Below are 11,337 nucleotides of genomic sequence, written 5' to 3'. Positions count from 1 at the left end.
CTCAGTGTCTCGTGTGCTCGGAGATGTGTATGAGAGACAGGTTTTGGGGCGGCCTTAGGTGGCGCGCGGGCGCGTGGGCTGACCGGGGATGCGAAGCCGAAGGCGAGCATCCCCGGGAAGATCGCGAAGCGATGCCGCGCCCGCCCAAGCACGGTCAAGGTGCGAGCCGCTAGGCGAGGACCTTGGGCCGGGATTGCATTAGTGCGCCGCGTCTTGCCAGGTGCGGCCGGTGCCCATGGAGACGCTCAGGGGGGCGCGGAGTTCGTAGGCGCCGGCCATCTGGGTGCTGACCAGGGTCTTGAGGTCGTCGAGCTCGCCGGGGGCGACCTCGAAGACGAGTTCGTCGTGGACCTGGAGGAGCATGCGGGAGCGGAGGCCGGCGTCGCGGAGGGCGCGGTCGACGTTGAGGCTGGCGACCTTGATGATGTCGGCGGCCGAGCCCTGGATGGGGGCGTTCAGGGCCATCCGCTCGGCCATCTCGCGGCGCTGCCGGTTGTCGGAGTTGAGGTCGGGCAGGTAGCGGCGGCGGCCGAGGATGGTCTCGGTGTAGCCGTCGTGGCGGGCGACGGCGACGACGTTGTGCAGGTAGTCGCGGACGCCGCCGAACTGCTGGAAGTACTCCTCCATGAGGCCGCGGGCCTCGTCGGGGGAGATGCGCAGCTGCTGGGACAGCCCGTAGGCCGACAGGCCGTAGGCGAGGCCGTAGTTCATCGCCTTGATGCGGGCGCGCAGCTCGGAGTCGATCTGGTCGGGCGGCAGGCCGAACACGCGGGACGCGGTGATGGTGTGGAAGTCGGCGCCGGTGCCGAACGCCTCCAGCAGCGCCGCGTCCTCGGACAGGTGCGCCATGATCCGCAGCTCGATCTGCGAGTAGTCGGCGGTGAGGAGGGACTCGTAGACGATCTCCTCCTGGGATGTCCCGGACGCTCCTCGGGATGTGCCGACGATGAACGCCTCGCGGATCTGGCGGCCCTCGGCGGTGCGGATCGGGATGTTCTGCAGGTTGGGGTCGGTGGACGACAGGCGGCCGGTGGCGGCGACCATCTGGTTGAACGTGGTGTGGATGCGGCCGGCGTCGTCGGCCATCGGGATGAGGGAGTCGACGATGCTCTTGAGCTTGGCGACCTCGCGCCAGCGCAGGATGCGCTCCAGGACGGGGTGGCCGTCCTTCTCCAGGAGGGTGGTGAGGGCCTCGGAGTCGGTGGTGTAGCCGGTCTTGGTGCGCTTGGTCTTGGGCAGGTTCAGCTCGTCGAACAGCACCTGCTGGACCTGCTTGGGCGAGCCGAGGTTGAACTCGTGGCCGACGGCGTCGTGGGCGAGCTGCTCCTGCTCCTTGACCTGGCCGCCCAGGGACGCCGACATGCCGGCCAGGTGGTCGGCGTCGACGGCGATGCCGGCGCGCTCCATGTCGGCCAGGACGCGGACGAGGGGCAGCTCGACCTCGTGGAGCAGGCGGGTGGCGCCGCGCTTCTCCAGGTCCTGGTCGAGGACGTCGGCGAGTTCGGCGACGGCGCGCGCGCGGACGGCGAGGGCCTCGGCGGCCTCCTCCTCGCCGGAGCCGTCGAGGGTGAGCTGGCCGGTGTCCTCGGTCTCGCTGCGCAGCTCGCGGTGCAGGTAGCGCAGGGCGAGGTCGGCGAGGTCGAACGTGCGCTGCCCGGGGAGGGCGAGGTAGGCGGCCAGGGCCGTGTCGCTGGTCAGGCCGTCCAGGGCCAGGCCCCGCGCGGCGAGGGCCAGCATGGGGCCCTTGGCCTCGTGGAGCGCCTTGGGACGGGACGGATCGGCCAGGTAGGCGGCGAGGGCGCGCTCGTCGTCCTCGATCAGCGCGGCGGGGTCGAGGTGGACGGCCGGGCCCTTCTTGGACGCCAGGGCCAGGGCCGTGACGTCGCCGGTGCCGCGCCCCCAGGTGCCGGTCACGGCGACGCCGAGGCGGTCGGCGGCGTTGGCCTCCAGCCAGGTGGCGAGGGCGCCGGGCTCCAGCGCGTCCAGCTCGACGTCGAAGCCCTCGTCGGCCTCGGGCTCGGCCGCCGACAGCGTCGCGTAGAGGCGCTCGCGGAGCACCCGGAACTGCAGCGAGTCGAACAGGGTGTGGATCTCCTCGCGGTCCCACTGGCCCATGGTCAGCTGCGGCGGGGTGAGCTCCAGGCCGACCTCGGTGTCGAGCTTGTTGATCTGGTGGTTGCGCAGGACGCCGGCGAGGTGCTCGCGCAGGCTTTCGCCGGCCTTGCCCTTGATCTCGTCGACGCGGTTGACGAGGGTGTCGAGGTCGCCGTACTTGACGAGCCACTTGGCGGCGGTCTTCGGGCCGACGCCGGGCACGCCGGGCAGGTTGTCGCTGCTCTCCCCCACCAGCGCGGCCAGCTCCCGGTACCGCTCGGGCGGGACGCCGTACTTGGCCTCGACGGCGGCCGGGTCCATGCGGGCGAGCTCGGAAACGCCGCGGACCGGGTACAGGACCGTGACGTGCTCGTCGACGAGCTGGAACGCGTCGCGGTCGCCGGAGACGACGAGGGTGTCGAGGCCGGCCTCGGTGGCCTGGACCGACAGCGTGGCGATGATGTCGTCGGCCTCGAACCCCGCGACCGACAGCCGCGGGACGCGCAGCGCGTCCAGCACCTCGAAGATCAAGCTGACCTGGCTGCGGAACTCGTCGGGGGTCTTCTGCCGGCCCGCCTTGTACTCGACGTACTGCTCGTGCCGGAACGTCGGCTCGGAGCGGTCGAACGCCACCGCGATGTGGGTGGGCTGCTCGTCGCGCAGGACGTTGATGAGCATCGAGGTGAAGCCGTACACCGCGTTGGTGGGCTGCCCGTCGGTGGTCGAGAAGTTCTCCACCGGCAACGCGAAGAACGCCCGGTAGGCCAGGGAATGCCCGTCGAGCAGGAGAAGCCGGTCACGCTTGTCAGGGGTCGCTGCTGTCGTCGCCACACCAGGACTCTAGTCTGCGCGTACGACAGTTTTGTGGAGGCGTAAGTGAGCGACACCGGCGGCGCGAACCCGCGGGACATGCAGGCGGAGATCCTCGCCTTGGTGAACGCGGACGGGATCGGCGGCCTGGCCCGGACGATGGGCGTCGAGTACCTGGAGGCCCTGCCGGAGCGCGTGGTCGGCCGCATGCCCGTCAAGGGCAACACCCAGCCGTACGGGCTCCTGCACGGCGGCGCCTCCTGCGTCCTGGCCGAGTCGCTCGGCTCGGTGGGCGCGGCGCTGCACGCCGGTCCCGACCGCATCGCCGTCGGCATCGAGATCAACGCCACCCACCACCGGTCGGCCACCGAGGGGTTCGTCACCGGCGTGGCGACGCGCACGCACGGCGGGCGGTCGCTCGCCACCTACGACATCGCGATCTCCGACGACGAGGGCCGGCGGGTCTGCACCGCCCGTCTCACCTGCATGCTGCGGGACCGTCCCGAAGCTTGATCCGCACTTTCTTTGCGATGGACCGCCCGGGGTCTGTAGCGTGCATCGGAACGGCCCGGGATCACCGAGTAGACAACGTACGCGCCCGGGGAAGGTTCGTGCGGCCCCAAAGGTGATCCCGGGTCAACGCACGTCCGGGGACGTTCCGTCCCGTCGCGCCGGGAGGTCGCGACACCGGCATAGGCCCGTCGGTGGTCGCGGTTGGGTTGCGATCCGGGCCGGGCTGTTCACCCGCCCGCGGAACGGCCGTACGTTCCGTTCATGCGCCTCCGTGTCACGCGTCCACGTGCCCCCCTCGCGTGCGCGGCGCTCGCGCTCGCCGCCGCCACCGCGCTGGCGGGCTGCTCCGGCTCCGGACACGCCAAGTCCGCCGCCAACTACAAGATCCCTCCGGAGAAGGCCCGCGACGGCGAGACCGCCACGTCGGGCAAGACGGGCCGCAGCGCCGACATGCAGTTCACCGTCATCGGCTTCCACGAGGAGATGACCGAGGTCATGGGCACCCACGGCGTCATGGGCGCCCGCGGCGCCTTCACGCGCGTCCGGCTGCTCGCGGTCAACACCGGCCGCGACATCCAGGTCTTCGACACCTGGAAGCAGCGCCTGGTCACCGCCGACGGCAGGACCCACACGCCCGACGTCAACGCCACCATGATCAAACGGCAGCCGGAGCGGCTGTCGGTCGGCGCGGCCATGCGCGTCGAGTTCGACCTGTGGTTCGACGTGCCCCGCGGCGCCAGGACCCGGGCCGTCCGCCTGTACGGCTCCCCCGGCGTCGGCGCGGTCAGCGACCCGGCGCCCGCCGAGATCAAGCTCCCCTGAACCCCGGCGCCCGTTCGCCCGGACGAGACGCCCCAACGCGACGCGCCCACCCAGGCCGGACGAACCGGACCAGGCGGGCGCGTGACGTCGCCGCTACTTCGAGGCGCCGCCCTCAGGACCCCGCTCGGGGCCGGAATCCGACGCCGTGGTATCCGGTGCCGCCTCCGGCCCGCCGTCCCGCGAGGCGCCCGGTGAGGCGCCCGGAGCCGCGGTGCCCTGCGCCGCGCCCCCGCCCAGATACGCCGCACGGACCTCCGGATCGTCCAGGAGCTCGGCCGCAGGCGCCGTCTTGACCACCCGCCCCGTCTCCAGCACGTACGCGCGGTGCGCGATCTGGAGGGCCTGCTGCGCGTTCTGCTCCACCAGCAGCACGGTCGTCCCGCGCCGGTTGATCTCCTGGATGATCGTGAAGATCTGCTGGACGAGCATCGGCGCCAGACCCATCGACGGCTCGTCCAGCAGCAGCACCTTGGGCCTGGCCATCAGCGCCCGCCCGATCGCGAGCATCTGCTGCTCGCCGCCGGACATGGTGCCGCCCATCTGCGACTTGCGCTCGGCGAGCCGCGGGAACAGTTCGTACGCCTCCGCCAGTTCCTTGGACGAGTCGTCCTTGCGGGCGTAGGCGCCCATCAGGAGGTTCTCCTCCACCGTCATGCCGGGGAAGATCCCCCGGCCCTCCGGGGCCTGCCCGATCCCGGCGAGCACGCGCTTGTGCCCCGGCATCTTGCTGATGTCGCGCCCGTCGAACACGATCCCGCCCGCCGACAGCGACCGCAGCCCCGACACCGTCTTCAGCGTGGTCGTCTTCCCGGCGCCGTTGGCGCCGATCAGCGTGACGATCTCGCCCTGGTCGACCGACGCCGTGATGCCCTTGAGCGCCGCGATCTTTCCGTAGTGGACGTGGATGTCCCTGATCTCAAGAAGCATCGGCCGGAGCCCCCAGGTACGCCTCGATCACGCGCGGGTTGTTCTGCACCTCGGACGGCAGCCCCTCGGCGATCTTCTGACCGAAGTCCAGCACCGCGATCCGGTCGCTGATCCCCATCACCAGGCTCATGTCGTGCTCGATGAGCAGCACGGTCACCCCGGTGTCGCGGATCGCCCGGATCAGCTCCTGCAGCGCGACCTTCTCCGCCGGGTTCATGCCCGCCGCCGGCTCGTCCAGCAGCAGCAGCTTCGGATCGGTGCCGAGGGCCCGCGCGATCTCCAGCCTCCGCTGGTCACCGTACGGCAGGTTCTTCGCCGCCTCCTCGCTCCGGTGCGGGATGCCCACCAGCTCCAGCAGCTCACGGGCCCGCTCCCGGCCCTGGCGCTCCTCGCGGCGATGCCACGGCAGCCCCAGGGACGCGCCCGCCAGACCCGTCCTGTGGTGCGCGTCCGTGCCCACCAGGACGTTCTCCAGCGCCGTCATGTTGTGGAACAGCCGCACGTTCTGGAACGTCCGGGCCACACCCAGCTTCGTGACGGCGTACCGCTTCTTGCCGTCGATCCGCTTCCCGTTGAACACGATCTGGCCCTCGGTCGGACGGTAGACGCCGGTGGTCACGTTGAACACCGTCGTCTTGCCGGCCCCATTCGGACCGATCAGCGCGAAGATCTCACCCTTGCGGACCGCGATGTCGACCTTGCTGAGCGCGACGACACCGCCGAACCGCATGACGACATCACGCAGCTCCAGCACCGGCGCCTGCTCGCCCGCCTCGCTCATTTGTCCACCTCCGTGGCCGCGACCTGGCCCGGCCCGGCCACCTCGGCCCCCATAGCGCCCATGCCGCCGGTGGCCTCGGCCAGCTCCGCCTTCCGCTGCCGGGACGGCCACAGCCCCTCCGGACGGAAGATCATCATCAGCACCAGCGCCGCACCGAAGATCAGCATCCGGTAGTCCTGCAGCCCCCGGAACCGCTCGGGCAGCCACGCCACCACGAACGCGCCGAGCATGACGCCCGGCATGTTGCCCGAGCCGCCCAGCACCACACCGGCCAGGATCAGCGCCGACACCAGGAACACGAAGTTGTCGGGAAGGATCGAGGTCTGCTTGGCCGCGAACACGACGCCGCCGCTCCCGCCGATCGCCGCGCCGATCGCGAACGCCGCCAGCTTGAACTTGAACGTCGGCACGCCCATCAGCTCGGCCGCGTCCTCGTCCTCCCGGATCGAGGCCCACGCGCGCCCCACCCGCGACTTGTCCAGCCGCCGCACGAAAATGATCGTCAGGACGATGAAGAAGACGAGCAGGTAGTAGTACGGCCGCGAGTCCAGCAGCCCGTACTTCAGCGGCTGCACACCGAAGATCTCGAACTCCGACAGCGTCGGCGGATGCGGGATGCCCTGAATACCGCGCGGCCCGTTCACATACGAGCTGTTGTTCGCGGTCCTCTTGACGATCTCACCGAAGCCGAGCGTGACGATCGCCAGATAGTCCCCGCGCAGCCGCAGCGTCGGCGCGCCCAGCAGGATCCCCGCCAGCGACGAGAACACGATCGCCAGGACGAGCGTCTCCCAGAACGTCCAGTCGTACTTCGTCGCGAAGATCGCGATCGTGTAGCCGCCGACCGCGTAGAACGCCACATACCCCAGGTCCAGAAGACCCGCCATGCCGACCACGACGTTCAAGCCGAGGCCCAGCAGCACGTAGATGGCGATCTGGTCGCTGAGCATCGTCGCCCAGTCGCTGCCGCTCGGCGCCATGAACGAGCCGATCGACTGGTTCGGCAGCAGCAGCGCCCCGACGATCAGCAGCAGATACACCGCCCAGCGCGTCCAGCCGGGGGCGCCCGCCCACCAGTCGCGCACCGGGTCCAGGGAAAGGCCGGAACCGAACCGGCCGCCGTTTCCGCTCTTCGAAAGGTTCATGCGCGCGCCTGCTGGAGTGACTCACCGAGAATACCGGTGGGACGGAACATCAGGACGAGGATGAGCACCGAGAACGCCACGACGTCCCGCCACCCCGAGCCGAACAGGCTGGAGCCGTAGGTCTCCAGCAGCCCCAGCACGAAGCCGCCGACGAGCGCGCCGCGGATGTTGCCGATCCCGCCGAGCACCGCGGCCGTGAACGCCTTGATGCCGAGCAGGAAGCCGACGAAGTAGTCGGTACTCTCGATCCGCAGCATGTACAGGGCCGCGGCCACACCCGCCATGATCCCGCCCACCACGAACGTCACCGACACGACCCGGTCGATGTTGACGCCCATGAGCACCGCGGTCTCCGGGTCCTGGGCGGTGGAGCGGATGCCGCGGCCGAGCTTCGTCCGGTTCACGAACTGGTCGAGAGCGACCATCATCAGGATGGCGCCGAAGAAGATGATCAGCTTGTCGTTGCTGATGTGGATCGGCCCCACGTCCACCACGGTCGTGAGCTTCTTGAAGTGCTCGTTGACGGGAAGCTTGCCGCCCTCCTTGGACGTGCCGAACACCCGGTGGACGATCACCGTCCCGAACAGCTGCTGGATGAAGATCGACGCACCGATCGCCGAGATCAGCGCGGCCAGACGCGTCGCCCCTCTCTTGCGCAGCGGGCGGTACGCCCCCACTTCGAGCAGCAGCGCGCTGCCGCCGGCGACCGCGCCGGCGACCACGCCCATCAGCGCGACCACGCCGATCAGCGCGAACCCGCCCACCGCGTCGACGCCCAGGGACCGCACGGTCCACAGCGCCGCGAACGTGCCGACCATGAAGATGTCGGCGTGCGCGAAGTTGATCAACCGGAGCACGCCGTAGACCATCGTGTAGCCGAGCGCCACGAGCGCGTAGATCGCGCCGAGCGACAGCCCGTCGATGGTCGACGGCCAGAATTGAGTAATGAAGTCGTCGAGCACCTTTGGTCGCCTTTGGTAAAAGGAGCGGGAGCGCTGTAGCGCTCCCGCTCCCGCGCCATCAGGGCCCCCGGAAACCGGGGGGACGGTCGGTGGGCGTGGTGACGCCCTACGAGACCTGGGCTTGCTTGCTGTTGCCGAGCAGCGGCAGCTTGTTCTCCTTCACCTCGTAGATGAAGATGTCCTGCGCGGCGAGCTCACCGTTGTCGGCGAACTTGATCGGCTTGCCGACGCCCTGGAAGCTCTCGGTCTTCATGTAGGTGTTGATGTCCTCGGACGAGGTCTTCCCGGCCTTGATCGCCTCGATGAACGCCGTCGCGGCGTCGTAGCCCTCGCTCGAGTAGATCGCGACATCGGCGCCGAACTTCGCCTTGTAGTCGGTGGCGAACTTCTTCGCCTTCTCGTTGGTCTTGCCCTCGGTGTCGATGAGGCAGCCGCAGCTCAGGTACGCGCCCTGGGCGTTCTGCTGGCCGGCGCCCTCGATCAGGCCGGCGGCGAGCGAACCGTCGCCCGACATCATCTTGCCCTTGTAGCCGCCCTCGCGCAGCTGCTTGAACAGCTTGCCCGCGACCGCGTAGTACCCGCCGAAGTACACCGCGTCCGGCTTGCCCGCGGTGATCTTGTTGACGGTCGAGGAGAAGTCCGAACCCTGGTAGTCGACCGCGTCGTTCTGGACCTGCACGCCCTTGGCCTGGACGGCCTTGCCCACGGCCTCGGCAAGGCCCTTGCCGTACTCCTGGTTGTCCGACACCGCGAAGACCTTCTTGGCCTTCACCGCGTTGACCAGGAACTCGGCGGCGCCGACACTCTGGGTCGCGTCGTCGGCGACCACGCGGTGCCAGTACTTCCAGCCCTTCTCGCCGAGGGCGGTGGCGGTCGCCGAGGGCGAGGCGCTCGGGATCTTCGCCTCGTTCAGGATCGGGTTGACGGCCTGGGACTCGCCCGAGAACGCCGGGCCGATGAGGCCGGTGATCTTGTCCTGCTTGATCGCGCCCTGCGCCAGCGTGGTGGCCTGGTCCGCCTTGCCCTGGCTGTCGTAGGTCTTCATCTTGATCTTGACCTTGGGATTCGTGGCGTTGTACTGCTCGAAGGCCAGCTGCGCGCCCTGCTTGGGCGGGATCACGAGGCCGGAGTTCTCACCGGTCAGGTCGCCCATGAACCCGATCAGGACCTCGTCGCCACCGTCCGAGCCGCCGTCGTCGTCGCTGCAGGCCACGGCGCTGAGCGCGAGCACCGCGCTCACCGCCACCGCGCCGGTGACCCTCATCTTGTTGCGCCGCAAGGTGCCCAACCTTTCCATCCGGATCCGGTAGGGGATCGGGTACGAAGTCATGCCCCGGCGCCGATCCTCTGATGGAGAGATCGGTCACTCGGGGGCCAGCTATGTCGTACACCGTCCACCCTGCCGAGATCAGCACCCCCGGGTAGAAGGGTTACTCAGTCGTTACGCCCCTGTGCTCATCGGATACACGGCATTGCCAGGGACAACTACCTAGAGTGACCAATCTGAGGTGCCCGCGACTCGCCCCTGAAACCTTGACAACACGAAGGGTGACAGGGATGGGAGTCAACCCGCGGCGGACTCGTCCCGCCCGGACCCGCCCGTCGCACCCGCTACGACCGCCTCCGCGACGGCACGCATCGTCAACCGCCGGTCCATCGACGTCTTCTGGATCCAGCGGAACGCCTCGGACTCGGTCCAGCCGTTCGCCTCCTGCAGCAGCCCCTTGGCGCGGTCCACGACCTTGCGCGTCTCCAGCCGCTCCTGAAGCCCCGCGACCTCCCCCTCAAGCGCGCGCAGCTCGGTGTACCGGCTCACCGCCATCTCGATCGCCGGAGCGAGGTCGGACTTGGAGAACGGCTTGACGAGATAGGCCATCGCGCCCGCGTCGGTGGCCCGCTGCACCAGCTCCCGCTGGGAGAACGCGGTGAGGATCACGACCGGCGCGATCCGGTCCGCCGAGATCCGCTCGGCCGCCGAGATCCCGTCCAGGACCGGCATCTTCACGTCGAGGATCACCAGGTCGGGCTTGAGCTCGCCGGCCAGCCGCACGGCGGTCTCCCCGTCCCCCGCCTCCCCCACGACGTCGTAGCCGTCCTCCTGGAGCATCTCCTTGAGGTCCAGCCGGATCAGGGCCTCGTCTTCTGCGATCACAACTCGCCGGGCGCTCTCGGTCACGCGCACGAGCCTACCGGGACCCGCTACCCTGGTCCCTGTCACCCCTGCCCCGGCCACTCCGGGCTGGAACACGAAGCAAGTGTCCGGTTTATTCGGACATAAGCCCCGATATCCCAACAAGGCAGAGGAAATGGTCTCAAACACCATCTAGTGTGGGTTCGAATCCCACTCGGGGCACTTTGGTGGCTTCTGCCCACCTGGATCGCACTGTCGTACCCTCCGGCGACACTGTGCGCATGTATGACATCTCGAAGCGTCACCACGCCCTGCGCCTGCTGGAGCAGGGCCTGACGGTCAGCGAAGTCAGCCGCCGGACGGGCATATCCCGCTACGCCCTCCGTGAATGGCGGTTACGGGTCGACCAAGGGCGGGACCTCTACGCCGTCAGGAGCAGCCACTGTCCTCGCTGCTCCGGCGTTCCTCGGAAGCCGGAGCACCCACGGGCCTACGCCTACCTCCTCGGCCTCTACCTGGGCGACGGCTGTATCAGCCCGGTCGGCGATCCAGCGAAGAAGATCTGGGCGCTCAGGATCTCCTGCGCGAACTCCTGGCCGGGGATCATGCGCGAATGCGCCGAAGCGGTGCATGCCATCCGCCCTGACAACAAGATCCGTTTCATCCCGTGCACGGGATGCACCGAGGTCAACAGCCATTCCAAGCACTGGCCCTGTCTCTTTCCCCAGCATGGGCCAGGGAAGAAGCATCAGCGCAAGATCGAGCTGGAGACGTGGCAGCAGGAGATCGTCGACGAGTTCGCCGAGGCGTTCGTCCGGGGGCTCATCCACTCGGACGGCTGCCGCGTGATGAACCGGGTGCGGCGGCCGTGCAGGGACGGTGATCGCTGGTACGAGTATCCGCGCTACAACTTCACGAACGTGTCGATGGACATCCAGCGGCTCTTCACGGACGCGCTGGATCGTCTCGGTGTTCAGTGGACGCAGATGAACCGGAAGAACATCTCGGTGGCGCGGCGGGAGGCGGTGGCGCGGCTGGACGAGTTCGTGGGGCCGAAGTACTGATCCGGGCAGGGCCGCGGCGCGGCGCCTTGGCGTCAGCCGGGGTAGCGGATCGCCTCGTCCATGGGGGTCGGGGCGGTGTCGGCGATGG

Annotated in this window: 10 protein-coding genes and 1 tRNA gene; 4 read left to right on the top strand and 7 right to left on the bottom strand. The window is 69.1% G+C overall.

The window, feature by feature from the left end; genetic code table 11:
• Positions 1–198: 198 nt before the first annotated feature.
• On the bottom strand, positions 199–2,925 hold the full coding sequence (gene polA, locus E1298_RS36815) for a DNA polymerase I (protein ID WP_131901690.1): 2,727 nt from the start codon (positions 2,923–2,925) through the stop codon (positions 199–201).
• 78 nt (positions 2,926–3,003) lie between these two features.
• Here polA and E1298_RS36810 point away from each other — a divergent pair, with 78 nt between their 5' ends.
• Positions 3,004–3,417 (top strand): PaaI family thioesterase, encoded by a 414-nt coding sequence (locus tag E1298_RS36810; RefSeq protein ID WP_131901696.1) that lies wholly within the window; start codon positions 3,004–3,006, stop codon positions 3,415–3,417.
• Positions 3,418–3,678: 261 nt separating this feature from the next.
• Positions 3,679–4,239, top strand: a complete 561-nt coding sequence (locus E1298_RS36805; RefSeq protein ID WP_131901688.1) for a DUF4352 domain-containing protein — start codon at positions 3,679–3,681, stop codon at positions 4,237–4,239.
• Positions 4,240–4,332: 93 nt separating this feature from the next.
• On the opposite strand, the gene E1298_RS36800 is transcribed toward E1298_RS36805, so the two are convergent.
• The 6 genes from E1298_RS36800 to E1298_RS36775 form a co-directional block, all read right to left on the bottom strand.
• A complete protein-coding gene (locus E1298_RS36800) occupies positions 4,333–5,166 on the bottom strand; it encodes an ABC transporter ATP-binding protein (RefSeq protein WP_131901686.1) in 834 nt (277 codons plus the stop codon).
• Positions 5,156–5,947, bottom strand: coding sequence for an ABC transporter ATP-binding protein (locus E1298_RS36795; RefSeq protein WP_131901684.1), 792 nt, complete (start codon positions 5,945–5,947; stop codon positions 5,156–5,158). Before E1298_RS36795 ends, E1298_RS36800 begins: the two co-directional genes overlap by 11 nt.
• Entirely contained in the window at positions 5,944–7,092 is a 1,149-nt protein-coding gene (locus E1298_RS36790) for an ABC transporter permease subunit (RefSeq protein WP_131901682.1), read from the bottom strand. The genes E1298_RS36795 and E1298_RS36790 overlap by 4 nt, the downstream gene beginning before the upstream one ends.
• Positions 7,089–8,054: a branched-chain amino acid ABC transporter permease gene (locus E1298_RS36785; RefSeq protein ID WP_131901680.1), complete on the bottom strand. Its 966-nt coding sequence runs from the start codon at positions 8,052–8,054 to the stop codon at positions 7,089–7,091. The genes E1298_RS36790 and E1298_RS36785 overlap by 4 nt, the downstream gene beginning before the upstream one ends.
• A 106-nt stretch (positions 8,055–8,160) precedes the next feature.
• A complete protein-coding gene (locus E1298_RS36780; protein ID WP_243726035.1) occupies positions 8,161–9,384 on the bottom strand; it encodes a branched-chain amino acid ABC transporter substrate-binding protein in 1,224 nt (407 codons plus the stop codon).
• Between the two features lie 234 nt (positions 9,385–9,618).
• Positions 9,619–10,236: an ANTAR domain-containing response regulator gene (locus E1298_RS36775; protein ID WP_165975853.1), complete on the bottom strand. Its 618-nt coding sequence runs from the start codon at positions 10,234–10,236 to the stop codon at positions 9,619–9,621.
• A gap of 96 nt (positions 10,237–10,332) precedes the next feature.
• Here E1298_RS36775 and E1298_RS36770 point away from each other — a divergent pair.
• A tRNA-Leu gene (locus E1298_RS36770) sits at positions 10,333–10,407 on the top strand.
• A gap of 59 nt (positions 10,408–10,466) precedes the next feature.
• Entirely contained in the window at positions 10,467–11,249 is a 783-nt protein-coding gene (locus E1298_RS36765; RefSeq protein ID WP_131901678.1) for a helix-turn-helix domain-containing protein, read from the top strand.
• The last annotated feature ends 88 nt before the right edge of the window (positions 11,250–11,337 follow it).

Source organism: Actinomadura rubrisoli, from assembly GCF_004349215.1.
Lineage (GTDB): Bacteria > Actinomycetota > Actinomycetes > Streptosporangiales > Streptosporangiaceae > Spirillospora > Spirillospora rubrisoli.
Note: the sequence above shows the minus strand (reverse complement) of the source record. Positions and strands in the feature narration are given on the sequence as shown.

Coding starts and splice junctions, on each gene's coding strand:
- E1298_RS36810 (WP_131901696.1), top strand. CDS start 3,004: ATGCAGGCGGAGATCCTCGCCTTGGTGAACGCGGACGGGATCGGCGGC.
- E1298_RS36805 (WP_131901688.1), top strand. CDS start 3,679: ATGCGCCTCCGTGTCACGCGTCCACGTGCCCCCCTCGCGTGCGCGGCG.
- E1298_RS36800 (WP_131901686.1), bottom strand. CDS start 5,166: ATGCTTCTTGAGATCAGGGACATCCACGTCCACTACGGAAAGATCGCG.
- E1298_RS36795 (WP_131901684.1), bottom strand. CDS start 5,947: ATGAGCGAGGCGGGCGAGCAGGCGCCGGTGCTGGAGCTGCGTGATGTC.
- E1298_RS36790 (WP_131901682.1), bottom strand. CDS start 7,092: ATGAACCTTTCGAAGAGCGGAAACGGCGGCCGGTTCGGTTCCGGCCTT.
- E1298_RS36780 (WP_243726035.1), bottom strand. CDS start 9,384: ATGACTTCGTACCCGATCCCCTACCGGATCCGGATGGAAAGGTTGGGC.
- E1298_RS36765 (WP_131901678.1), top strand. CDS start 10,467: ATGTATGACATCTCGAAGCGTCACCACGCCCTGCGCCTGCTGGAGCAG.